Annotated in this window: 21 protein-coding genes and 5 tRNA genes; 22 read left to right on the plus strand and 4 right to left on the minus strand. The window is 63.0% G+C overall.

Annotated elements, in window-relative coordinates; translation table 11 throughout:
• Positions 1-5 precede the first annotated feature (5 nt).
• The 15 genes from rpmF (at position 6) to ACPRTJ_RS18125 (ending at position 12,634) form a co-directional block, all read left to right on the plus strand.
• Positions 6-188 (plus strand): 50S ribosomal protein L32, encoded by a 183-nt coding sequence (rpmF, locus tag ACPRTJ_RS18055; protein ID WP_010223221.1) that lies wholly within the window; start codon positions 6-8, stop codon positions 186-188.
• Positions 189-191: 3 nt separating this feature from the next.
• Positions 192-1,199, plus strand: a complete 1,008-nt coding sequence (gene plsX / locus ACPRTJ_RS18060) for a phosphate acyltransferase PlsX (protein ID WP_078479736.1) — start codon at positions 192-194, stop codon at positions 1,197-1,199.
• A gap of 126 nt (positions 1,200-1,325) precedes the next feature.
• Positions 1,326-2,264, plus strand: coding sequence for an ACP S-malonyltransferase (gene fabD, locus ACPRTJ_RS18065; protein ID WP_100634427.1), 939 nt, complete (start codon positions 1,326-1,328; stop codon positions 2,262-2,264).
• 16 nt (positions 2,265-2,280) lie between these two features.
• Positions 2,281-3,021: a 3-oxoacyl-ACP reductase FabG gene (fabG, locus tag ACPRTJ_RS18070; protein ID WP_043862877.1), complete on the plus strand. Its 741-nt coding sequence runs from the start codon at positions 2,281-2,283 to the stop codon at positions 3,019-3,021.
• A 195-nt stretch (positions 3,022-3,216) separates the two neighbouring features.
• The gene (acpP, locus tag ACPRTJ_RS18075) at positions 3,217-3,453 is read left to right on the plus strand and encodes an acyl carrier protein (protein WP_003175607.1); all 237 of its coding nucleotides are present in this window, start codon (positions 3,217-3,219) and stop codon (positions 3,451-3,453) included.
• A 104-nt stretch (positions 3,454-3,557) separates the two neighbouring features.
• Positions 3,558-4,802, plus strand: coding sequence for a beta-ketoacyl-ACP synthase II (gene fabF, locus ACPRTJ_RS18080; protein ID WP_043862876.1), 1,245 nt, complete (start codon positions 3,558-3,560; stop codon positions 4,800-4,802).
• Positions 4,802-5,617, plus strand: coding sequence for an aminodeoxychorismate lyase (pabC, locus tag ACPRTJ_RS18085; RefSeq protein ID WP_058541074.1), 816 nt, complete (start codon positions 4,802-4,804; stop codon positions 5,615-5,617). Before fabF ends, pabC begins: the two co-directional genes overlap by 1 nt.
• A gap of 3 nt (positions 5,618-5,620) precedes the next feature.
• Positions 5,621-6,772, plus strand: coding sequence for an endolytic transglycosylase MltG (gene mltG, locus ACPRTJ_RS18090; RefSeq protein WP_078479734.1), 1,152 nt, complete (start codon positions 5,621-5,623; stop codon positions 6,770-6,772).
• Between the two features lie 19 nt (positions 6,773-6,791).
• The gene (gene tmk / locus ACPRTJ_RS18095) at positions 6,792-7,424 is read left to right on the plus strand and encodes a dTMP kinase (protein WP_054915807.1); all 633 of its coding nucleotides are present in this window, start codon (positions 6,792-6,794) and stop codon (positions 7,422-7,424) included.
• Entirely contained in the window at positions 7,417-8,403 is a 987-nt protein-coding gene (locus ACPRTJ_RS18100) for a DNA polymerase III subunit delta' (RefSeq protein WP_058541076.1), read from the plus strand. Before tmk ends, ACPRTJ_RS18100 begins: the two co-directional genes overlap by 8 nt.
• 43 nt (positions 8,404-8,446) lie before the next feature.
• The gene (locus ACPRTJ_RS18105) at positions 8,447-9,235 is read left to right on the plus strand and encodes a TatD family hydrolase (protein WP_054915805.1); all 789 of its coding nucleotides are present in this window, start codon (positions 8,447-8,449) and stop codon (positions 9,233-9,235) included.
• 434 nt (positions 9,236-9,669) lie between these two features.
• Positions 9,670-10,308 (plus strand): TetR/AcrR family transcriptional regulator, encoded by a 639-nt coding sequence (locus tag ACPRTJ_RS18110; RefSeq protein WP_054915804.1) that lies wholly within the window; start codon positions 9,670-9,672, stop codon positions 10,306-10,308.
• A 105-nt stretch (positions 10,309-10,413) separates the two neighbouring features.
• Entirely contained in the window at positions 10,414-11,382 is a 969-nt protein-coding gene (locus ACPRTJ_RS18115; protein ID WP_043862869.1) for a GTP 3',8-cyclase MoaA, read from the plus strand.
• 78 nt (positions 11,383-11,460) lie between these two features.
• A complete protein-coding gene (locus ACPRTJ_RS18120; RefSeq protein WP_043862868.1) occupies positions 11,461-12,063 on the plus strand; it encodes a DUF4823 domain-containing protein in 603 nt (200 codons plus the stop codon).
• Between the two features lie 10 nt (positions 12,064-12,073).
• Positions 12,074-12,634, plus strand: coding sequence for a DUF1285 domain-containing protein (locus ACPRTJ_RS18125; RefSeq protein WP_043862867.1), 561 nt, complete (start codon positions 12,074-12,076; stop codon positions 12,632-12,634).
• Positions 12,635-12,758: 124 nt separating this feature from the next.
• Here ACPRTJ_RS18125 and ACPRTJ_RS18130 read toward each other — a convergent pair.
• Positions 12,759-12,834, minus strand: a tRNA-Asn gene (locus tag ACPRTJ_RS18130).
• Between the two features lie 61 nt (positions 12,835-12,895).
• Positions 12,896-14,092, minus strand: a complete 1,197-nt coding sequence (locus ACPRTJ_RS18135) for an amino acid aminotransferase (protein WP_043862866.1) — start codon at positions 14,090-14,092, stop codon at positions 12,896-12,898.
• Between the two features lie 294 nt (positions 14,093-14,386).
• Between ACPRTJ_RS18135 and uvrB the strand changes: the two genes are divergently transcribed.
• A complete protein-coding gene (gene uvrB / locus ACPRTJ_RS18140; protein WP_043862865.1) occupies positions 14,387-16,402 on the plus strand; it encodes an excinuclease ABC subunit UvrB in 2,016 nt (671 codons plus the stop codon).
• A gap of 103 nt (positions 16,403-16,505) precedes the next feature.
• On the opposite strand, the gene ACPRTJ_RS18145 is transcribed toward uvrB, so the two are convergent.
• Both ACPRTJ_RS18145 and ACPRTJ_RS18150 read right to left on the minus strand, forming a co-directional pair.
• Positions 16,506-17,996 carry an MDR family MFS transporter gene (locus ACPRTJ_RS18145; protein WP_173925078.1) on the minus strand — a complete coding sequence of 497 codons (1,491 nt, stop codon included), beginning with the start codon at positions 17,994-17,996 and terminating at the stop codon, positions 16,506-16,508.
• A gap of 49 nt (positions 17,997-18,045) precedes the next feature.
• Positions 18,046-19,086: an HlyD family secretion protein gene (locus ACPRTJ_RS18150; RefSeq protein ID WP_282361883.1), complete on the minus strand. Its 1,041-nt coding sequence runs from the start codon at positions 19,084-19,086 to the stop codon at positions 18,046-18,048.
• A 143-nt stretch (positions 19,087-19,229) separates the two neighbouring features.
• On the opposite strand from ACPRTJ_RS18150, the gene gltX reads away from it, so the two are divergent.
• The 6 genes from gltX to ACPRTJ_RS18180 all read left to right on the plus strand — a co-directional run bounded on the left by gltX (position 19,230) and on the right by ACPRTJ_RS18180 (position 22,188).
• Complete coding sequence (gene gltX, locus ACPRTJ_RS18155) at positions 19,230-20,711, plus strand: glutamate--tRNA ligase (RefSeq protein ID WP_043862862.1); 1,482 nt, start codon at positions 19,230-19,232, stop codon at positions 20,709-20,711.
• Positions 20,712-21,008: 297 nt separating this feature from the next.
• A tRNA-Ala gene (locus ACPRTJ_RS18160) sits at positions 21,009-21,084 on the plus strand.
• A 78-nt stretch (positions 21,085-21,162) separates the two neighbouring features.
• Positions 21,163-21,238: transfer RNA gene (locus tag ACPRTJ_RS18165), tRNA-Glu, on the plus strand.
• 53 nt (positions 21,239-21,291) lie between these two features.
• Positions 21,292-21,367, plus strand: a tRNA-Ala gene (locus ACPRTJ_RS18170).
• Positions 21,368-21,411: 44 nt separating this feature from the next.
• A tRNA-Glu gene (locus ACPRTJ_RS18175) sits at positions 21,412-21,487 on the plus strand.
• A 161-nt stretch (positions 21,488-21,648) separates the two neighbouring features.
• Positions 21,649-22,188: a TetR/AcrR family transcriptional regulator gene (locus tag ACPRTJ_RS18180; RefSeq protein ID WP_078479730.1), complete on the plus strand. Its 540-nt coding sequence runs from the start codon at positions 21,649-21,651 to the stop codon at positions 22,186-22,188.
• The last annotated feature ends 12 nt before the right edge of the window (positions 22,189-22,200 follow it).

Raw genomic sequence — 22,200 nt, forward strand, 5'->3', positions numbered from 1 at the left:
CAATTATGGCTGTTCAGCAGAACAAAAAATCCCGCTCTGCCCGTGACATGCGCCGTTCGCACGACGCTCTCTCGGAAAACGCTCTGTCCGTAGAGAAAACCACTGGTGAAGTGCACCTGCGTCACCACGTATCGCCAGAAGGCGTATACCGTGGTCGCAAAGTGATCGACAAGGGCGCTGACGAGTAATCCTTGTCCGCTCAGATCGCGATTGACGCAATGGGCGGGGACTTCGGTCCCCGCAGCATTGTTCAGGCCAGCATTGCTTGCCTGTCGGCTACTCCCTCGCTGCACCTGACCCTCGTCGGTCAACCCTCCCTCCTTGAAGATCTGATCGCTGGCCAGTCGGCAGCGGATCGCGCGCGCCTGCATATTGTGCCGGCCAGCGAAGTGATCGGCATGGACGAGCGGCCGTCCCAGGCGCTGCGTGGCAAGCCCGACTCGTCGATGCGCGTGGCCCTCGAACTATTGCGTGATGGCAAGGTGCAGGCCTGCGTGAGCGCCGGCAACACCGGCGCGCTGATGGCGTTGTCGCGCTATGTGCTCAAGACCCTGCCCGGCATCGATCGGCCTGCGATGGTGGCGGCCATACCGACCCAGACTGGCTATTGCCAGCTGCTTGACCTGGGGGCCAACGTCGACTGCAGCGCCGAGCACCTGTTCCAGTTCGCCGTGATGGGCTCGGTGGCGGCGCAAGCGCTGGGCATTTCCCGGCCGCGTGTGGCGCTGCTCAACATCGGTACCGAAGACATCAAGGGCAACCAGCAGGTCAAGCTGGCTGCGACGCTGCTGCAAAATGCCCGCGGCCTCAACTACATCGGCTTTGTCGAAGGCGATGGCCTGTACCGTGGCGAAGCGGATGTGGTGGTGTGCGACGGCTTTGTCGGCAATATCCTGCTCAAGTCCAGCGAAGGCTTGGCCACCATGATCGGTGGGCGCATCGAGGCGCTGTTCAAGCGTGGCCTGATGGCGCGGGCGGTAGGTGCCCTTGCGATGCCGCTGCTCAGTCGCCTGAAGGCCGACCTTGCGCCGGCACGCCACAATGGCGCGAGTTTTCTCGGCCTGCAGGGCATCGTTATCAAGAGTCATGGCTCGGCGGGTGTGCAGGGTTTCCAGAGCGCGATACAGCGGGCGCTGATCGAGATCCAGGAGAACCTGCCGCAGCGCTTGCACGGCCGTCTGGAGGATCTGCTGCCTTAGGCATCGGCACAACGACGTGCATAAATGTGACCGCTTGGTTCTCGTTACCATCCAATTGTCAGTTTTCTCGCGCTCAGCCCCGGCTGGGCGCTATTTTCGACGACAAGATCATTAGGGGCTTGTTCAATGTCTGCATCCCTCGCATTCGTCTTTCCTGGCCAAGGTTCGCAGTCGCTCGGCATGCTTGCCGAGCTGGGCGCCCAGTACCCGCTGGTCATCGATACCTTCCGTGAGGCCTCCGAGGCTCTCGGTTACGACCTGTGGGCACTGACCCAGCAGGGCCCGGAAGAACAACTCAACCAGACGGACAAAACCCAGCCGGCCATCCTGACCGCCTCGATCGCCCTGTGGCGCCTGTGGCTGGCCGAAGGTGGCGCGCGCCCTGCATTCGTTTCCGGGCACAGCCTGGGTGAATACAGTGCGCTGGTGGCTGCCGGCAGCCTGAGCCTGGGTGACGCGGTCAAGCTGGTCAAGCGTCGCGGCGAGCTCATGCAGGAGGCCGTGCCGGCCGGGCAGGGCGCCATGGCTGCGATTCTGGGCCTGGATGACGCCGTGGTCGTGGACCTGTGTGCTCAGGCTGCGCAGGGTGAGGTGGTCAGTGCGGTCAACTTCAACTCCCCGGGCCAGGTTGTCATTGCCGGTGCCAAGGCTGCTGTAGAGCGCGCCATGGAAGCCTGCAAGGCCGCCGGCGCCAAACGTGCGCTGCCGCTGCCGGTCAGCGTGCCGTCGCACTGCGAGCTGATGCGCCCGGCCGCCGAGCGGTTTGCCGAATCGGTGAACGCCATCGACTGGCAGGCCCCGCAGATCCCGCTGGTGCAGAACGTCAGTGCGGGCGTGGCTGGCGATCTCGATACCCTCAAACGCGACCTGCTGGAGCAGCTGTACAAGCCGGTACGCTGGGTCGAATGCGTGCAGACCCTGGCCGCCAATGGCGCGGTGCAACTGGTCGAGTGCGGCCCCGGCAAGGTGCTGGCCGGCTTGAACAAGCGCTGCGCCGACGGCGTGAACACCTTCAACCTCAATACCCCGGATGCTTTCGCCGCCACCCGTGCGGCGCTGGCCTGATTTAGGAGAAACTTGCATGAGCCTGCAAGGTAAAGTTGCACTGGTCACCGGCGCCAGCCGTGGCATTGGCCAGGCAATCGCCCTGGAACTGGGGCGTCTGGGCGCCACCGTCATCGGTACCGCCACGTCCGCCTCCGGCGCCGAGCGTATTGCCGCGACCCTCAAGGAGCACGGCATCGCCGGTACCGGGCTGGAGCTGAACGTGACCAGCGACGAGTCGGTCACCGCCACCCTCGCTTCTATCCAGGTGCAGTTCGGTGCGCCGACCATCCTGGTCAACAACGCCGGCATCACCCGCGACAACCTGATGCTGCGCATGAAAGACGACGAGTGGTTCGACGTCATCGATACCAACCTCAACAGCCTCTACCGTCTGTCCAAGGGCGTGCTGCGCGGCATGACCAAGGCGCGCTGGGGTCGTATCATCAGCATCGGTTCGGTCGTTGGGGCCATGGGTAACGTCGGCCAGGTCAACTACGCCGCCGCCAAGGCCGGCCTGGAAGGCTTCAGCCGCGCCCTGGCGCGTGAAGTCGGCTCCCGTGCGATCACCGTGAACTCGGTAGCGCCGGGTTTCATCGATACCGACATGACCCGCGAACTGCCAGAGGCACAGCGTGAAGCGCTGCAAAACCAGATTCCGCTGGGTCGTCTGGGCCAGGTCGACGAAATCGCGAAAGTGGTTGCGTTCCTGGCCTCTGACGGCGCAGCTTACGTGACCGGTGCTACTGTCCCGGTCAACGGCGGGATGTACATGTAGTTAAATGTGACGGATTGCTTCAAAAAAATGTCATACGAGCTGTCTAAAATCCGTTATAAAGCTGCAACCAAATTCTAGGCGGCAGGTGGGTGTGAAGTTCGAGGGATGCATTACGCTTGAAAAGCGGGCGTCTTTCTATAAACTTACACACCGGCCAGCTGCCTGACATATATCCATTAGGAGTGAAAACTAGGTATGAGCACCATCGAAGAACGCGTCAAGAAAATCGTCGCCGAGCAACTGGGCGTTAAAGAAGAAGAAGTGGTCAACACCGCTTCCTTCGTAGAAGATCTGGGTGCCGATTCCCTTGACACCGTTGAGCTGGTGATGGCTCTGGAAGAGGAATTCGAGACCGAAATCCCTGACGAAGAAGCCGAGAAGATCACTACTGTTCAAGCAGCCATCGACTACGTCACCAGCCACCAGGCTTAAGACTTTGTAGTCGTCGCTTCTTGTCATGGAAAAACCGCACTGCCGTTACTGGCGTGCGGTTTTTTCTTTGCATGAGATGTAGACCATAGAATAAGGAGAGTGCTGTGTCGCGTAGACGCGTCGTGGTCACCGGTATGGGTATGCTGTCGCCACTGGGCACGGATGTGCCAAGCAGTTGGCAAGGCATTCTGGCTGGCCGCAGTGGCATAGGTCTGATCGAGCATACTGACCTGTCTGCCTACTCCACCCGTTTTGGCGGCTCGGTAAAGGGCTTTGAAGTCGAGCAGTACCTGTCGGTCAAGGAAGCCCGCAAGCTCGATCTGTTCATTCAATACGGCCTGGCGGCCGGGTTCCAGGCGGTGCGCAATGCCGGGCTGGAAGTCACCGATGCCAACCGTGAGCGTATCGGCGTGGCCATGGGTTCGGGCATCGGCGGCCTGACCAATATCGAAGAAACCAGCCGGACCTTGCACGAGCAAGGCCCGCGGCGCATTTCGCCGTTCTTCGTGCCAGGCTCGATCATCAACATGATTTCCGGTTTCCTGTCGATCCACCTGGGTGTACAGGGGCCCAACTACGCCATTGCCACTGCCTGCACCACGGGCACGCACTGCATCGGCATGGCGGCGCGCAATATCGCCTACGGCGAAGCCGACGTGATGATCGCCGGTGGCGCAGAGATGGCGGCCTGTGGCCTGGGTATGGGCGGTTTTGGCGCTTCGCGTGCGCTGTCGACGCGCAACGACGAGCCAACCCGTGCCAGCCGGCCGTGGGACAAGGGCCGTGACGGTTTCGTGCTGTCCGACGGTGCCGGTGCGCTGGTGCTCGAAGAGCTCGAGCACGCCAAGGCGCGGGGCGCGACCATCTATGCCGAACTGGTTGGTTTTGGCATGAGCGGCGACGCCTACCACATGACTTCGCCACCCGACAACGGCGCCGGTGCAGCCCGCTGCATGGCCAACGCCTTGCGCGATGCGGGCGTGAACCCCAGCGAAGTCGGCTACATCAACGCCCACGGTACCTCGACGCCTGCCGGCGACCTGGCCGAAGTGGCAGCGATCAAGTCGGTGTTCGGCGAGCACGCCTACAAGCTGGCCGTGAGCTCGACCAAGTCGATGACCGGTCACCTGCTGGGGGCTGCCGGCGCGGTAGAGGCGATTTTCAGCGTGCTGTCCATCAATGGGCAAGTGGCGCCGCCGACCATCAACCTCGATGAGCCGGATGAAGGCTGCGACCTGGACTTCGTGCCGCACCAGCCGCGCAACATGCCGATCGAGGTCGTGCTGTCGAACTCCTTCGGTTTTGGCGGTACCAATGGCTCGCTGGTGTTCCGCCGGTTCGCCGAGTGATGCACAGCTGGGTCGATGGCCTGCCGGCTGACGCCCTGACGTTGGGCAGCCGCGGGCTGGCCTATGGCGATGGTCTGTTCGAGACCATCGCCGTGCGGGCCGGGCAGCCCTCACTGCTGACGTATCACCTCGACCGCCTGGCGCTGGGTTGCCAGCGCCTGGCGATCGACGCCGATCATCCGCTCATCCGCGACGAGGTATGCCGTTATGCCGGCTTGCTGGGTGATGGCGTGCTCAAGCTCATTCTCACCCGTGGCGACAGTCAGCGCGGCTATGCCCCGGCTGCCGGTGCACCGCCGCGTCGCATTCTTCAGGCCAGCCCCGCCGCCAGCTACCCGCCGCAGAACGCCGAGCAGGGGGTAAGGCTGTTTGCCTGCCAGACCCGCCTGGCCGAGCAACCCTTGCTTGCCGGGCTCAAGCACCTCAATCGTCTGGAGCAGGTACTGGCACGGGCCGAGTGGCAGGGCGCCGAGTACGCTGAAGGTTTGATGCGTGATGTATCCGGGCGCGTGATCGAAGGTGTCTACAGCAACCTGTTCGTGGTGCGCGATGGCGTGCTGTACACCGCCGACCTGGCGCGTTGCGGCGTGGCCGGGGTAATGCGCGCTGCCTTGCTGGACGAGGCGCCGCGCCACGGTATCACGGCCCGTGTGGTCGACCTGGCGCTGGCCGATCTCGAGCAGGCCGACGAGGTGTTGCTGTGCAACAGCGTGTATGGCGTATGGCCGGTGCGTGCATTTGCATCGCTGAACTGGTCGCCGGGGCCGCTCACCCGTAAACTGCAGGCCATTGCCCGTACGCTACTGGATGCCTGATTCGTGAGACGTAAATTGTTGGTGCTGCTGGAGACCGGGTTGATCCTGGCCGGCCTGCTATTGGGCTTCTCGGCCTGGAAGGTGCACTCGGCGCTGGAGCAGCCGCTGCACCTGACCGGCGAGCGGTTGCTCGATGTTCCTACCGGCACCACGCCCAACCGCATGTTCTACCGCATGCAGCAGGACGGCGTGATCCGCGACGCCTTCTGGCTGCGCCTTTACTGGCGCTTCAACATGCCGAGCGTGGCTTTGCATACCGGCGAGTACCGCATGACCCCCGGCATGAACGTGCGCGACCTGTTCGAGGCGTGGCGGCGTGGTGACGTGGTGCAGTACAGCCTGACCCTGGTCGAGGGCTGGAATTTCCGCCAGGTGCGCTCGGCACTGGCCAGACATGAAAAGATCCGCCAGACCCTGGATGGCCTGAGCGACAGCGAGGTCATGGACAAGCTCGGGCACCCGGGCGTGTTCCCCGAGGGGCGCTTCTTCCCTGACACCTATCGGTTCGTGCGCGGCATGAGCGATGTCGAGTTCCTGCAGCAGGCGTACGCGCGCCTGGAGGAGGTGCTGGCCAAGGAGTGGAACGAGCGCTCCCCGGCTGCGCCCTATCGCGACCCTTACCAGGCGCTGATCATGGCCTCGCTGGTCGAGAAGGAAACCGGCGTGCCACAGGAGCGTGGTCAGATCGCCGGCGTCTTCGTGCGTCGCCTGCAGATCGGCATGCTGCTGCAGACCGACCCTACCGTGATCTATGGCATGGGCGAACGCTACAACGGCAAGATCACCCGCGCCGACCTGCGTGAGCCCACGCCCTACAACACCTACGTGATCGCCGGCCTGCCGCCGACGCCGATTGCCATGGTCGGGCGTGAAGCCATTCACGCGGCCTTGAACCCGGAGCCGGGCAGCAGCCTGTACTTCGTCGCCCGGGGCGATGGCAGCCATGTGTTCTCCGACGACCTGGGGGCGCACAATTCTGCCGTGCGCGAGTACCAGATCAAGCGGCGTGCCGACTACCGTTCAAGCCCGGCGCCAAGCGCCGGCGACACCCCGAACGAGGTTCCTGCGCCCGAGGCGCCCCAGGCTGCACCGCAGCCTGCCGAGCCCTCGGTGCAGCCGGATGTTCCCCCGGCCAGCGAACCTACCCCGCAATGACCCTGATTAAGGACTGCCTGTGAGCGGCTTGTTTATCACCCTGGAAGGTCCCGAAGGCGCGGGCAAGAGCACCAATCGCGAGTACCTGGCCGAGCACCTGCGCGCCCACGGGCTGGATGTGGTGCTGACCCGCGAGCCGGGCGGCACCCCGCTGGCCGAGCGCATCCGCGAACTGTTGCTGGCCCCCAGCGATGAGACGATGGATGCCGACACCGAGCTGTTGCTGGTGTTCGCCGCGCGCGCCCAGCACCTGGCCCAGGTGATCCGCCCGGCGCTTGCGCGGGGCGCCATCGTCCTGTGCGACCGTTTCACCGATGCCACCTATGCCTACCAGGGCGGTGGCCGCGGGCTGTCGGTCGAGCGCATTGCCACCCTTGAAACCTTCGTCCAGGGCGACCTGCGCCCCGACCTGACCCTGGTGTTCGACCTGCCGGTGGAGGTCGGCCTTTCGCGCGCAGCGGCGCGCGGGCGGCTGGATCGCTTCGAGCAGGAAGGCCAGGCGTTTTTCCAGGCTGTTCGCCAGGCCTACCTGGCCCGCGCAGCCGCCGACCCGGCGCGCTATCACCTGGTCGATGCCGCGCAACCGCTGGCCCGGGTTCAACTCGCCCTGGATGCGTTGCTGCCGCAGATCCTGGAGCGTTGCCGTGGCTGAGGCCTACCCGTGGCAGGCGACGCTCTGGCAGCAACTGGCCGGGCGCACACAGCATGCCCATGCGTACCTGTTGCACGGCCCGCAAGGCATCGGCAAGCGGGCGCTGGCCGAGCGCCTGATGGCGTTTCTGCTGTGCCGCCAGCCCGAGGGGCTTGAGGCGTGCGGGCACTGCAAGTCGTGCCAGTTGCTGAAGGCGGGCAGTCACCCGGACAACTACATCCTGGAACCTGAAGAGGCCGACAAGCCGATCAAGGTCGACCAGGTGCGTGACCTGGTCAGCTTCGTGGTGCAGACCGCGCAGATGGGCGGACGCAAGGTGATTCTCATCGAGCCGGTCGAGGCAATGAACATCAACGCTGCCAACGCCTTGCTCAAGAGCCTCGAAGAGCCTTCGGGCGATACCGTGCTGTTGCTGGTCAGTCACCAGCCCAGCCGGTTGCTGCCGACCATCAGGAGCCGTTGCCAGCAACAGGCCTGCCCGTTGCCAAGTCAGGCGCAGAGCGAGGCGTGGCTGGCAGCCGCGTTACCCGACAGTGACGAGGCCGAGCGCCACGAACTGCTGAGCCTTGCAGCAGGTTCGCCACTGCTGGCTGTCAGCCTGCAGGCCCAGGGTGTGCGCGAGCAGCGCGCGCAGGTGGTCGAGGGGGTCAAGAAGCTGCTCAAGCAGCAGCAGTCCGCGACCCAGTTGGCTGAAGGCTGGAACAGCATCCCGCTGTTGTTGCTGTTCGACTGGTTCTGCGACTGGTCCAACCTGATCCTGCGCTATCAGCTGACCCAGGACGAAGAGGGCCTGGGGCTGGCCGACATGCGCAAGGTCGTGCAGTACCTTGCCCAGAAGAGCCCGCAGGGCAAGGTGCTGGATATCCAGGACTGGATTCTTGTGCAGCGCCAGAAGGTGCTCAACAAGGCCAACCTCAACCGCGTGCTGTTGCTCGAAGCGTTGCTGGCCTCCTGGGCCCTGTTGCCGGGCCAGCGTTGAGCTGGCCTTTCGATCCTCCATTTTCAGTGTTGTCATTACGCCCATGCTTGTAGATTCCCATTGCCACCTCGACCGTCTCGACCTCGCCGCCCATGGTGGCTCCCTGGATGCCGCGCTGGATGCCGCGCGGGCACGGGGCGTCGGGCATTTCCTGTGCATCGGCGTAAGTGCCGACAATGCGGCCCAGGTCAGGGCGCTGGCAGCGCGCTACCCTGATGTGGACTGCTCGGTCGGCATTCACCCGCTGGACCTGGCGCCAGGCGAAGCGCCGGCGCTGGACTGGCTGCTCGGCGAACTGAACCACCCCGAGGTGGTGGCCATTGGTGAGACCGGGCTGGACTATCACTACGAGCCCGAGGCTGCACAGTTGCAACAGGCGTCGTTTCGCCTGCACCTGGAGGCGGCCAGGCTCACCGGCAAGCCGGTGGTCATCCATACCCGTGCGGCGCGCGCCGATACCCTGACCCTGCTGCGCGAGGCGGCATTGCCGCAGGCAGGCGTGCTGCACTGCTTCACCGAAGACTGGGAGATGGCCAAGGCAGCGCTGGACCTGGGGTATTACATTTCGTTGTCGGGGATTGTCACGTTCCGCAATGCCGACGCGTTGCGTGATGTGGCGCGGCAGGTGCCGGCAGATCGTTTGCTGGTAGAGACCGACTCACCGTACCTGGCGCCGATTCCGCACCGCGGCAAGCCGAACTTGCCGGAGTATGTGCGTGACGTGGCGGAGTTCATCGCGTTGGTGCGGGGGGAGCGTTACGAGCAGCTGGCGCAACAGACCACCGAGAACTTCAGGCGTCTGTTCCCCCTGGCACGGGTGCGGGTGGCCTGACCCCGCTGCGCGGGCGCCGTGGCGGTCGCGCGGGCAAAAAAAACCCGGGTTCTGGGGGGGAATCCGGGTTAAGACCATTAGGAGTAAAACAAAGGCGAGCGGTCCGTGTTCACCCTTATCGGCGCGTCACTTGGGGGGATGCGTCGCGCCAACACCTCAAGTATTGGTCAGGTTCGCCGCGATTCCACCAAGGGTTGATCGTTTTTTAAACAGATTTGGAATACGTGCGGCCCTGCTGAGCACGCATTGCTCTGCCGTGCGCCTGACCGCCTGGATTGCACGTCTGGGGCAGGGGGAAGGGGAGGTCCGCTTCGGGCAACCGGGTCGCCGGCCTGTTCAAACTCATCAAGAAACATAGGCATGCGCGGATGATCCGTGCATTTTTGCGCAAGTTAGGCATAATAACGGGCTTCGATTTTGATCCAGTCCTTCTTATGCAGAAAGAACCTCGTAAGGTCCGTGAGTTTCGTCGCCGAGAGCAAGAGATTCTCGATACCGCGCTCAAGCTGTTTCTCGAACAGGGTGAAGACAGTGTCACCGTCGAGATGATCGCTGACGCCGTGGGTATCGGCAAAGGCACGATCTACAAGCACTTCAAGTCCAAGGCGGAGATCTACCTGCGCCTGATGCTCGACTACGAGCGCGATTTGAACGAACTGCTGCACTCTGCCGATGTGGATCGCGACAAGGAGGCCCTGTCGCGTGCCTACTTCGAATTCCGCATGCGCGACCCGCAGCGCTACCGCCTGTTCGACCGCCTCGAAGAGAAGGTGGTCAAAGGCAACCAGGTGCCGGAAATGGTCGAGGAGCTGCACAAGATCCGTGCCTCCAACTTCGAGCGCCTGACCCTGCTGATCAAGGGTCGCATCACCGAGGGCAAGCTCGAGGACGTGCCGCCGTATTTCCACTACTGCGCAGCCTGGGCCCTGGTGCATGGCGCGGTGGCACTGTATCACTCGCCGTTCTGGAGCAATGTGCTGGAGGACCAGGAAGGCTTCTTCCAGTTCCTCATGGACATTGGCGTGCGCATGGGCAACAAGCGCAAGCGCGACCCGGAGCCATCTGGCAGCTGAATGCTCGCTGGCGCCGTGCAGGCATATACTCAGGTAAGAGGCTTGCAAAAAACTGATTTCTGAGTCAGGTTTTGCAGGCCCGATTCACACTTGCCGGAGTGCTCCATGATCGTCGACCGTCAAGGCAGACGTTTTCGCAACCTGCGCGTCAGCCTCACCGCGGCGTGCAACTATGCCTGCACCTATTGCGTGCCGGACGGCAAGCGTCTGGTCGCAGCGCAGGATGAGCTCTCGGCCCAGGCCATGGTGCGTGGGGTGGCCTGGCTGATCGAAGCTGCCGGTATCGAGCGCCTGCGTATCACCGGTGGCGAACCCCTGGTCAGTCCCAAGCTCGAAGCCTTCCTGGCTGGCGTGTCGGTGCTCGGCCTCGATGACATCGCCCTGACCACCAATGGCCAGTTGCTCGCGCGCAAGCTGCCATTGCTGCTGGATGCCGGCATCCGGCGCCTGAACGTCTCCCTTGATACCCTCGACGCCGATGCCTTCCGCGGGATCTCCCGTGGCGGGGATCTGGCCAGCGTGCTCGATGGCATGCACAAGGCCAGCGACGCCGGCATGAAGATCAAGGTGAACATGGTGCCACTGCGCGGGCGCAACCTCGATCAGGTGCTGCCGCTGCTCGACTACTGCCTGGCCCGTGGCTATGAACTGCGCTTTATCGAACTGATGCGCATGGGGCACCTGGCCAGCGACCACAACGCTTTCCTGCAGCAGTTCGTGAGCCTGGAGCAGTTGCTGCAACTGATCGGCGAGCATCACGAGTACGCCCAGGCCGATGCGCCAGTGGACGCCACTGCATTGCGCTACCGGGTGCCGGGGCAAGGCCACTTCGGCGTGATCGCCAACGAAAGCGTGCCGTTCTGCCGAACCTGCTCGCGCCTGCGTCTGTCTTCTACCGGGTGGCTGCATGGCTGCCTGTCGTCGAGCAACCGGCATTTCATCGGTGACCTGCTCGACAAGCCGCGCCACCAGGCGTTGCCGGCCTTGCAGGGCATGTTGATGAAGGCCCTGGGGGACAAGCAGGCCGTGGCATTTTCAGGCGGTGCCACGGTGATGAAGATCATCGGCGGTTGAGCCATACCCTCCAGCTGGCGCAAAACCTGCATCTGGTGGCTGTTCGCCGGTTTTCCGTCACCGGCTTCTGGAGGAAAGATGCGTAGCCTGGTTCTGCTGCTGGCGCTGATGGCGCTGGGTGGCTGCATGAATGTGAGCGATATGGGCGAAGGTGTGCGCTACCACATGAGCGACGCCGGCCTGCTCGACCATAGCGAAACCCGCCGTTCGTTGTCGGTGCGCCTGCAGCCCGACTCGTTCGTCTTCATCGGTCAGGGCGTGTTCGTGCCGCCGGGCAATGCCTATCCGCGGCCCAACGTGGTGGCCGAGGAAGCCTTCAAGGCCTTTGTCGAGTACTTCCCGCTGGTGCGACGTGCCGAGGGTCCGCTGGGGCTGGAGGATGCCTTGTCCCAGGCGCGCGACGTGGGCGCGCATTACCTGCTGTATGCGCGTTTTGCCAAGGCCGACAACCGTATCGGCAATGGTGACGAGTGGTACGACGAGCAGGCGGTGGACCGCCTGGGTGTCGACACCGGAAGAATTCAGCTGATGCTGATCGAAACCAGTACCCGCTATCTGATCGATACCGTGAGCATCCGCAGCCGTGGCGGTTTGCTGACGTTCCACGACAATCAGCCGCAGGATTTGATTGCGGCACCGCTTGAGGATTACGCTCGCAGTTTGTTGGGCATGAGCCGCTGAGGAGCAGATGATGGTGGATACCGGCAAGGCCAATGACCTGTTGGCGCAACTCCCGAAGGTCGGCAAAGGTCCGGCGCCGGTCCACCTGTGGAATCCGGACTTCTGCGGCGACATCGACATGCGAATCGCCCGCGACGGTACCTGGTACTACCTGGGCACCCCGATTGGTCGCAAGCCGATGGTGCGTCTGTTCTCCACCATCATCCGTCGCGACGGGGATGACTACTTTCTGGTCACGCCTGTGGAAAAGGTCGGAATCCAGGTCGATGATGCGCCGTTCGTGGCGGTGCTCATGGACGTGCAGGGCAGTGGTGAGCAGCAGGTGCTGCGCTTCACCAGCAATGTGGAGGATGTGGTCGAGGCCGGGCCCGAGCACCCGCTGCGCTTCGTGATCGACCCGCTGACACAGGAACCTTCGCCTTACGTGCACATGCGCAACAACCTCGAGGCGCTGATCCATCGCAGCGTGTTTTACCAGCTGGTAGAGCTGGCTGTAACGCGTGACATCGATGGGCAGCCATGGCTGGGCGTATGGAGTGCGGGGCAGTTCTTTCCGATCGGGCAGCAATAGCCTGTCGCAGCCTTTATCGCCAGGCAGCCCTGGTCCGGGCTGAAGACCAAAACGAAAAAACCCGCCAAAAGGCGGGTTTTTCGAGTATTTCAGAAGCTGTGCAAGCACGCTCTGAAACGATGTTTGGCTCCGCGACCAGGACTCGAACCTGGGACCCAATGATTAACAGTCATTTGCTCTACCGACTGAGCTATCGCGGAATCTGGGGCGTATCTTACTGATTGCTAAGGGGAAGTCAAGCTCCCCCTGAGCAATCAGGTGTTACAGGACCTCGACGATCGCCTTGGTCACCACGTGAATGTTGTTCTGGTTCAACGAGGCGACGCAGATACGACCGGTATCCAGAGCATAGATCGCATGCTCGTCCTTCAGGCGTGCCACCTGCTCGACGGTCAGGCCCGAGTAGGAGAACATGCCGCACTGACGCCCGACGAAGCTGAAGTCCTGCTGTGCGCCGTACTGGGCCAGCAGCTCGACCATCTGCTTGCGCATGCCGTGGATGCGCTGGCGCATCTCGGCCAGTTCCGCTTCCCACATTGCGCGCAGCTCGGGGCTGTTGAGCACGGTGGCGACAATGGTCGCGCCGTGGGTCGGCGGGTTGGAGTAGTTGGTGCGGATCACGCGCTTGACCTGCGAAAGCACGCGAGTGGCCTCTTCCTTGGACTCGGTGACGATCGACAGGGCGCCGACGCGCTCGCCGTACAGCGAGAACGACTTGGAGAACGAGCTGGAGACGAAGAAGTCCAGGCCCGATTCGGCGAACAGGCGCACGGCAGCGGCGTCTTCGGCGATGCCCTGGCCAAAGCCCTGGTAGGCCATGTCCAGGAACGGGATGTGACCCTTGGCCTTGACCACCTCGAGCACGTTGTTCCAGTCGGCCGGGGTCAGGTCGACGCCGGTCGGGTTGTGGCAGCAGGCGTGCAGTACCACGATCGAGCCGGACGGCAGCGCGTTGAGGTCCTCGAGCATGCCGGCACGGTTGACGTCATGGGTGGCGGCGTCGTAGTAGCGGTAGTTCTTGACCGGGAAACCGGCGGTTTCGAACAGGGCGCGGTGGTTTTCCCAGCTCGGGTCGCTGATTGCGACAGTGGCATTGGGCGACAGCTGCTTGAGGAAGTCAGCGCCGATCTTCAGGGCGCCGGTACCACCGACGGACTGGGTGGTGACCACACGGCCGGCGGCCAGCAGGGGCGAATCGGCACCGAACAGCAGCTTCTGCACGGCCTGGTCGTAGGCCACGATGCCGTCGATCGGCAGGTAGCCGCGGGAGGCGTGCTGGGCGGCGCGTTGGGTTTCGGCTTCGATGACTGCACGCAGCAGTGGGATACGCCCTTCTTCGTTGCAGTAAACACCAACGCCCAGGTTCACCTTGTGGGTGCGGGTATCGGCATTGAACGCTTCGTTGAGGCCCAGGATAGGGTCGCGGGGTGCCAGCTCGACAGCGGAAAACAGGCTCATTTTTACCTTGGCTCTGAATGGAGAGTGATAGAGGTCGCACGCTCCAGCCGAATGCACTGAAGCGGTGCACAAACGGGGAGTCAGTATAGTGATACCCATCGGTCACGGCGACAGTCTGTCGCAGCTTTTACTGCTGTTTTCGCGAATATTTTTCGACCGTCAGTCGCTTGCGCCGGTCAATACTGTGAAACAGGCCGTGGTTTGCCTTGAAACTGGCGCCGGGCACCACCAATTGGGTATAAGTACTGTCTATAAATACAGTTGCCTGTATCCGTTCATTTCCAGGGGTTCACCATGTCCGAGTTTCAACTCGTCACCCGTTTCCAGCCGGCGGGTGATCAGCCCGAAGCCATTCGCCTGATGGTCGAGGGGATCGAGGCCGGGCTGGCGCACCAGACCCTGCTCGGGGTGACGGGTTCGGGCAAGACCTTCAGCATCGCCAACGTGATTGCCCAGGTGCAGCGCCCGACCCTGGTACTGGCGCCGAACAAGACCCTGGCCGCCCAGTTGTATGGCGAGTTCAAGTCATTCTTCCCGAACAACGCGGTGGAGTATTTCGTTTCCTACTACGACTACTACCAGCCCGAAGCCTACGTGCCGTCCTCCGACACCTTCATCGAGAAGGACGCCTCGATCAACGACCATATCGAGCAGATGCGCCTGTCGGCGACCAAGGCGCTGCTGGAGCGGCGTGACGCGATCATCGTCACCACGGTGTCGTGCATCTATGGTCTGGGCAGCCCGGAAACCTACCTGAAGATGGTGCTGCACGTGGACCGTGGCGACAAGCTCGACCAGCGGGCCTTGCTGCGCCGTCTGGCCGACCTGCAGTACACCCGCAACGACATGGACTTTGCCCGCGCCACCTTCCGTGTGCGCGGCGACGTGATCGACATCTTCCCGGCCGAATCGGACCTGGAGGCCATCCGCATCGAGCTGTTCGATGACGAGGTGGAGAACATCGCGGCCTTCGACCCGCTGACCGGCGAGGTGATCCGCAAGCTGCCGCGCTTCACCTTCTACCCCAAGAGCCACTACGTGACCCCGCGCGAAACCCTGCTGGAGGCCATGGACGGGATCAAGGCGGAGCTCAAGGAGCGCCTGGAGTACCTGCACAAGCACAACAAGCTGGTCGAGGCCCAGCGCCTGGAGCAGCGCACCCGGTTCGACCTGGAGATGATCCTGGAGCTGGGCTACTGCAACGGCATCGAAAACTACTCGCGCTACCTGTCCGGGCGTCCGGCCGGCGCGCCGCCGCCGACCCTGTACGACTACCTGCCGCCGGATGCGTTGCTGGTGATCGACGAATCCCACGTCAGCGTTCCGCAGGTGGGGGCCATGTACAAGGGGGACCGCTCGCGCAAGGAAACCCTGGTGGAGTACGGCTTCCGCCTGCCTTCGGCGCTGGACAACCGGCCCATGCGCTTTGACGAATGGGAGTCGGTCAGCCCGCAGACCATCTTCGTCTCGGCCACGCCGGGCAACTACGAGGCCGAGCATGCCGGCCGTGTGGTGGAGCAGGTGGTGCGCCCGACCGGTCTGGTCGACCCCCAGGTGGAGGTGCGTCCGGCCACGACCCAGGTGGATGACCTGCTGTCGGAGATTCGCAAGCGTGTGGCGGTGGAGGAGCGGGTGCTGGTCACTACCCTGACCAAGCGCATGGCCGAAGACCTCAGCGATTACCTGGCCGATCACGATGTGCGGGTGCGCTACCTGCACTCGGACATCGATACCGTTGAGCGAGTCGAGATCATCCGCGACCTGCGCCTGGGCACCTTCGATGTGCTGGTGGGTATCAACCTGCTGCGCGAGGGCCTGGACATGCCCGAGGTCTCGCTGGTGGCGATTCTGGATGCGGACAAGGAGGGCTTCCTGCGTTCGGAGCGCTCGCTGATCCAGACCATCGGGCGCGCGGCGCGCAACCTCAACGGCCGCGCGATCCTGTACGCCGACAACATGACTGGCTCGATGGAGCGAGCGATCGGCGAAACCGAGCGTCGCCGCGACAAGCAGATGGCCTTCAACGAGGCCAACGGCATCGTGCCCAAGGGCGTGGTCAAGGACATCACCGACATCATGGAAGGCGCCAACGTGCCCGGCTCGCGCAGCAAGAAGCGCAAGGGCATGGCCAAGGCCGCCGAGGAGCGCGAGCGTTACGAGGCCGAGTTGCGTTCGCCTGGCGAGATCGCCAAGCGCATCAAGGCGCTGGAAGAGAAGATGTACCAGCTGGCGCGGGACCTGGAGTTCGAGGCTGCAGCGCAGATGCGCGACGAGATCGCGCAGTTGCGTGAGCGACTGCTCACGGTCTGACGGGCCTTTCGCGGGTCAAGCCCGCTCCCACAGGATCACATTGACGCCAAGGGCAATGGAGTACCTGCGGGAGCGGGCTTGCCAGCGAAGACTTCAACGCGGTCTAGTGCGCCTCACCCGCCTTCAACCCCTGCGGCAGCTTCTTCGTCAACAGCACCGCCACCATGCTGATTGCCAGCCCGATGCCGACAAAATGGAAGGCGTCGTTGTACGCCATGATCATCGCCTGCTGATGGGTGATCTCGCTCAGCCTGGCCAGCGCTGCCCCTTCGCTGCCCAGCTTCTCGGTCAGCAAGGTCAGCCGCTCGGCCACTGCGGCATTGGTCGGTACCACCGCCTCGCGCAGGTAGTCGAAATACACCTTGGTGCGCGCATCCAGCAGCGTGGCCAGCAGCGCAATGCCGATGGCCCCGCCCAGGTTGCGCAGGATGTTGAACAGGCTCGACGCCGAGCCTGCGTCCTGCGGCTGGATATAGGCCGTGGCAATCAGCGAGATGGTCACCATGATCATCGGCTGCCCCAGCGCACGGATGATCTGGATATGGTTGAACTGGGTGCCGGCAAAGTCCGGGTTCAAGACCCCCGAGCTGAAACTCGCCAGCCCGAACAGCCCGAAGCCGATGGTGCAGAGGATCTTCGGCGAAATCACCTTCATCAGTTGCGGCACCAGCGGGATCAGGAACAGCTGCGGCACCCCCATCCACATGATCACTTCGCCGATCTGCAGGGCGTTGTAGTTCTGGATCTGCGCCAGGTACAGCGGCAGCAGGTAGATCGAACCGTACAACCCCACGCCCATGCCCAGGCTGGCAATGCTCGACAACCCGAAATTGCGGTTCTGCAGGATGCGCAGGTTGATCAGCGGGTTGGGTTTCGAGAACTGCACGATCACGAAGGTAATGAGGCTGACCAGGGCAATGCTGCCCAGGGTGACGATCAGCCCCGACTCGAGCCAGTCCTTGCGATGCCCCTCCTCAAGAAACACCTGCAGGCAGCCAAGCCCGACGCCCAGCGTCAGGATGCCGGTGTAATCGGTGCTTTTGAGCAGCTCCCAGTGCGCTTCCTTCTTCTCCAGGCCGTACAGCAAGCCGCCGATCATGATCAGGCCGGGCGGGATGTTGATGTAGAAGATGTATTCCCAGCCCCAGTTCTCGGTCAGCCAGCCGCCCAGGGTAGGGCCGATGGACGGGGCGAAGGTGGCGGTCATGGCGAACATCGCCATGCCCTTGGCGCGGTGATGCTCGGGCAGCTTGATCAGGGTCAGGGTGAAGGCCAGCGGGATCAGGGCGCCGCCGGTAAAACCCTGCAGGGCGCGGAACACGATCATGCTTTCCAGGTTCCAGGCCATCGAGCACAGCAGCGACGACACCAGAAAACCCGCCGACACCCACACCGCCAGGCGCCGCGCCGACAACAACTGCACCAGCCAGGCGGTCAGCGGGATCATGATGATCTCGGCCACCAGGTAGGAGGTGGAGATCCACGAGCCTTCTTCCAGGGTCGCCGACAGGGCGCCCTGGATGTCCTTGAGCGACGAGTTGGTGATCTGGATGTCGAGCACTGCCATGAACGCGCCGAGCATCACGCTCATCACCGCGATCCAGTCGCGCCGGCTGGGTTCGCCGGCGGGACGGATCAGTTGATCACCGGCCATCGGTACGGATATCGACGGTGGCGGTCACCGACATGCCCGGGCGGATCTTGCCGTGCAGCGGGTTGTCGGCGGCGAAGGTCAGCTTGACCGGGATGCGCTGCACGACCTTGGTGAAGTTGCCGGTGGCGTTGTCGGGTGGCAGCAGGCTGAACTGCGCGCCGGAAGCGGCGAACAGGCTGTCGACGCGGCCTTCGATCGGCGTGTCGGGGTAGCTGTCGAACACCAGCTCGGCACGCTGGCCGGGCTGCATCTTGCCGATCTGGGTTTCCTTGAAGTTGGCCTGCACCCAGATGTCCTGATCGGGCACGATCGACAGCAGGTAGGCGCCGGCCTGCACGTACTGGCCGTTGCGTGCCGCGCGCTGGCCGATCATGCCGCTGATCGGCGCGCGAATTTCACTGCGGCTCAGGTTCAGCTCGGCCTGGGCCAGGTCGGTGCGGGCGGTGGCGATCTGGGCGTCCAGGCGCTTGAGTTCGGCAGCCAGTGCGTTGACCTGCTGGCGTTGACCCTGCAGGTCGGCCTGGGCCTTGCTCACCTGGGAGCGTGCCACGTTGCTTTCGGCCGACAGGGTGGTCACCCGTTCTTCCGAGACAAAGCCTGGCTTGCGCAGCGCCTGTGCACGGTTGAGGTCCAGCTGGGTACGCCCAAGTGTGGCCTGGTTGGCCGACACCTGTGCCTGGCCGGCGGCGATCAGGCTCGCCTGCTGCGTCAGGCGGCTGTCGGCTTGCATGCGCTCGGCCTCGCGGGTGGCCAGGGTGGCGCGGGCGCGCTCCACGGCAAACTGGAAGTCGTTGCCTTCCAGGCGTACCAGCAGGTCGCCCTTGGCCACATGCTGGTTGTCCTCGACCAGCACCTGCTCGATGCGCGCGCCCAACTGGCTGGAAACCCGGGTGATCTCGCCCTGCACGTAGGCATTGTCGGTGCTCTCGTAGAAGCGCCCCTTGAAGTACCAGTGGGCCAGAAAGCCCAGGCCGATGAGCAGAACCAGGGTCAGGAAAATCAGCAGGCGACGCTTGAGTTGGGCAGGCATGGGTACGATCGTTCCAAAAATGTAAGCAAATTTAACAAGGTTTGCCTTGGCAAACACAAGCGCCGATCGTGCCCATTGCTGGAGCCGGGTGGCCCCGTGCTGTTAACATCCAGCCTTTGTTTCACCTCTTGTTCGAGACTCTCATGACCACCGTTCGCACGCGTATCGCGCCTTCGCCGACTGGCGATCCCCATGTCGGCACCGCCTACATCGCCCTGTTCAACTACTGCTTCGCCAAGCAGCACGGTGGCGAATTCATCCTGCGTATCGAAGATACCGATCAGCTGCGCTCCACCCGCGAGTCCGAGCAGCAGATCTTCGATGCCCTGCGCTGGCTGGGTATCGAATGGAGCGAAGGCCCGGATGTCGGCGGCCCGCACGGCCCGTACCGCCAGAGCGAACGCGGCGAGATCTACAAGCAGTACGCCCAGCAACTGGTCGATCTGGGCCATGCCTTCCCGTGCTTCTGCACTGCCGAAGAACTGGACCAGATGCGTGCCGAGCAGATGGCCCGCGGCGAAACCCCGCGCTATGACGGGCGCGCCTTGCTGCTCTCGCCTGAAGAAGTGCAGCGTCGCCTGGCCGCCGGCGAGCCCCATGTGATCCGCATGAAAGTGCCGACCGAAGGCGTGTGCGTGGTACCGGACATGCTGCGCGGCGACGTAGAGATTCCTTGGGACCGCATGGACATGCAGGTGCTGATGAAGACCGATGGCCTGCCGACCTACTTCCTGGCCAACGTGGTCGATGACCACCTGATGGGCATCACCCACGTATTGCGTGGCGAAGAGTGGCTGCCTTCGGCGCCCAAGCTGATCAAGCTGTACGAGTACTTCGGTTGGGAGCAGCCAACCCTGTGCTACATGCCGCTGCTGCGCAACCCCGACAAGAGCAAGCTGTCCAAGCGCAAGAACCCGACCTCGGTGACCTTCTACGAGCGCATGGGCTTCATGCCCGAAGCCATGCTCAACTACCTGGGCCGCATGGGCTGGTCGATGCCGGACGAGCGCGAGAAGTTCTCGCTGGCCGAAATGGTCGAGCACTTCGACCTGTCGCGTGTGTCGCTGGGCGGCCCGATCTTCGACATCGAGAAGCTGTCGTGGCTCAACGGCCAGTGGCTGCGTGAGCTGCCTGTCGCAGAGTTTGCCGCGCGCGTGCAGAAATGGGCGTTCAACAGCGACTACATGATGAAGATCGCGCCGCACGTGCAGGGCAGGGTAGAGACCTTCAGCCAGATTGCGCCGCTGGGTGGGTTCTTCTTCGAAGGTGCGCTCAAGCTCGACGCCAAGCTGTTCGAGCACAAGAAACTGTCGGCCGACCAGGTACGCCAGGTGATCCAGCTGATCCTGTGGAAGCTCGAGGGGCTGCGCCAGTGGGAGAAGGATCGCATCACCGGCTGCATCCAGGCGGTGGTCGAGGCGCTGGAGCTCAAGCTGCGTGACGCGATGCCGCTGATGTTCGCCGCGATTTCCGGCCAGGCCAGCTCGGTGTCGGTGCTCGATGCCATGGAGATCCTCGGGCCGGACCTGACCCGCTACCGCCTGCGCCAGGCGCTGGACCTGCTGGGTGGTGTGTCGAAGAAAGAAAACAAGGAATGGGAAAAGCTGTTGGGCACCATTGCCTGAGCATTTTTCCCTTAGGAGCCGGCCTTGCCGGCGAACAAAGCGCTGCGGTACCCGGTATTGCGCAGCGCCTGTTTCGCCGGCAAGGCCGGCTCCTGCAAGGGCGAGACCCCCGAGTTTGCGGGGGCTCTCCTGACCCAGGCCGGTAAGTGTTTGTTATCTCGGAAATTTCTTTTGGATTTTGTTGAAAATTTATTTGACAGGTCTTCAATCCGATCTTAATATGCGCCCCGTCCACAGCGATGAACGAAACGAAGCGCGAAGCACCCAGCCAAGCGATTCAGTTCAAAGCGACATTGTGGGGCTATAGCTCAGCTGGGAGAGCGCCTGCATGGCATGCAGGAGGTCAGCGGTTCGATCCCGCTTAGCTCCACCAAATTCCCTATCCGGAGTTGGTCATACAACTCAGGGTTCAACCGGGTTCCAGCAGCCGGGTTGTGTGGTAAGAAGGTTCGTCCCCTTCGTCTAGTGGCCTAGGACACCGCCCTTTCACGGCGGTAACAGGGGTTCGAGTCCCCTAGGGGACGCCAGTTTTACACAAGTGATGTTGCAAGGCATCGCTGGGCCGCGAGGCTAGAAATCTGGGGCTATAGCTCAGCTGGGAGAGCGCCTGCATGGCATGCAGGAGGTCAGCGGTTCGATCCCGCTTAGCTCCACCAATTTTGCCAGGGTTCGTGAAAACGAGCCTGCACGAAGGTTACAAGTCCCCTTCGTCTAGTGGCCTAGGACACCGCCCTTTCACGGCGGTAACAGGGGTTCGAGTCCCCTAGGGGACGCCATTTTACCCGCTCTGCGGGATTTCAAGGCTCATTCGATTATTGAATGAGCCTTTTGTTTTTTCCCTCGAAAAAATCTCTTTCGCCCTTGGGCCGCAGGAGAAAGTGCTTGCCAATAAATATTATGAGCATAATATTAGCTCCATAATATTTGGAGGCCTGCCATGCACGACAAAAAAGCCCAGACCCGCCAGCGCATTTTGGATGCGGCGCGCAGTGCGCTGATCCTTAACGGCCCGGCCGACCCCAGTGTGCAGCAGGTGATGGGCGCTGCGGGGCTCACCGTGGGTGGGTTCTATGCGCATTTCGAGAACAAGGATGCGCTGATGCTCGAAGCCTTTTGCCAGTTGCTTGGCGAGCGCCGGGCCTTGCTGGCACAGGTCGACGCGTCGCTGGACGGGGAGGCGCGTCGTGCCCTGGTGGCGGCCTTCTACCTGTCGCGCAAACACCGCGATGCCGTCGACAGCGGCTGCCCGCTGCCCAGCTCTCTGGGCGAGATCAATCAGTTGCCGGCGACCTTTCGCGCGGTGCTGACCGAGCATATCGAGTTGATGATGGCCAACCTGGCCGACACCCCCGAAGACGCCGACAAAGTGCTGGCCGACCTGGCCCTGATGGTCGGCGGCCTGGCCCTGGCGCGAGCGCTGGGTACCAGCGAATTGTCCGACCGTGTGTTGCGTGCCGCCAAGTCCGCGGTGATCTGATCTGGAGCGACG

The organism is Pseudomonas palmensis (assembly GCF_049942755.1).
GTDB lineage: Bacteria > Pseudomonadota > Gammaproteobacteria > Pseudomonadales > Pseudomonadaceae > Aquipseudomonas > Aquipseudomonas palmensis.

Excerpts from the sequence above, each read along its gene's own strand:
- rpmF (WP_010223221.1), top strand. The coding sequence starts at position 6 with ATGGCTGTTCAGCAGAACAAAAAATCCCGCTCTGCCCGTGACATGCGC.
- fabD (WP_100634427.1), top strand. The coding sequence starts at position 1,326 with ATGTCTGCATCCCTCGCATTCGTCTTTCCTGGCCAAGGTTCGCAGTCG.
- fabG (WP_043862877.1), top strand. The coding sequence starts at position 2,281 with ATGAGCCTGCAAGGTAAAGTTGCACTGGTCACCGGCGCCAGCCGTGGC.
- acpP (WP_003175607.1), top strand. The coding sequence starts at position 3,217 with ATGAGCACCATCGAAGAACGCGTCAAGAAAATCGTCGCCGAGCAACTG.
- pabC (WP_058541074.1), top strand. The coding sequence starts at position 4,802 with ATGCACAGCTGGGTCGATGGCCTGCCGGCTGACGCCCTGACGTTGGGC.
- ACPRTJ_RS18105 (WP_054915805.1), top strand. The coding sequence starts at position 8,447 with ATGCTTGTAGATTCCCATTGCCACCTCGACCGTCTCGACCTCGCCGCC.
- ACPRTJ_RS18110 (WP_054915804.1), top strand. The coding sequence starts at position 9,670 with ATGCAGAAAGAACCTCGTAAGGTCCGTGAGTTTCGTCGCCGAGAGCAA.
- ACPRTJ_RS18115 (WP_043862869.1), top strand. The coding sequence starts at position 10,414 with ATGATCGTCGACCGTCAAGGCAGACGTTTTCGCAACCTGCGCGTCAGC.
- ACPRTJ_RS18120 (WP_043862868.1), top strand. The coding sequence starts at position 11,461 with ATGCGTAGCCTGGTTCTGCTGCTGGCGCTGATGGCGCTGGGTGGCTGC.
- ACPRTJ_RS18125 (WP_043862867.1), top strand. The coding sequence starts at position 12,074 with ATGGTGGATACCGGCAAGGCCAATGACCTGTTGGCGCAACTCCCGAAG.
- ACPRTJ_RS18135 (WP_043862866.1), bottom strand. The coding sequence starts at position 14,092 with ATGAGCCTGTTTTCCGCTGTCGAGCTGGCACCCCGCGACCCTATCCTG.
- uvrB (WP_043862865.1), top strand. The coding sequence starts at position 14,387 with ATGTCCGAGTTTCAACTCGTCACCCGTTTCCAGCCGGCGGGTGATCAG.
- ACPRTJ_RS18150 (WP_282361883.1), bottom strand. The coding sequence starts at position 19,086 with ATGCCTGCCCAACTCAAGCGTCGCCTGCTGATTTTCCTGACCCTGGTT.
- gltX (WP_043862862.1), top strand. The coding sequence starts at position 19,230 with ATGACCACCGTTCGCACGCGTATCGCGCCTTCGCCGACTGGCGATCCC.
- ACPRTJ_RS18180 (WP_078479730.1), top strand. The coding sequence starts at position 21,649 with ATGCACGACAAAAAAGCCCAGACCCGCCAGCGCATTTTGGATGCGGCG.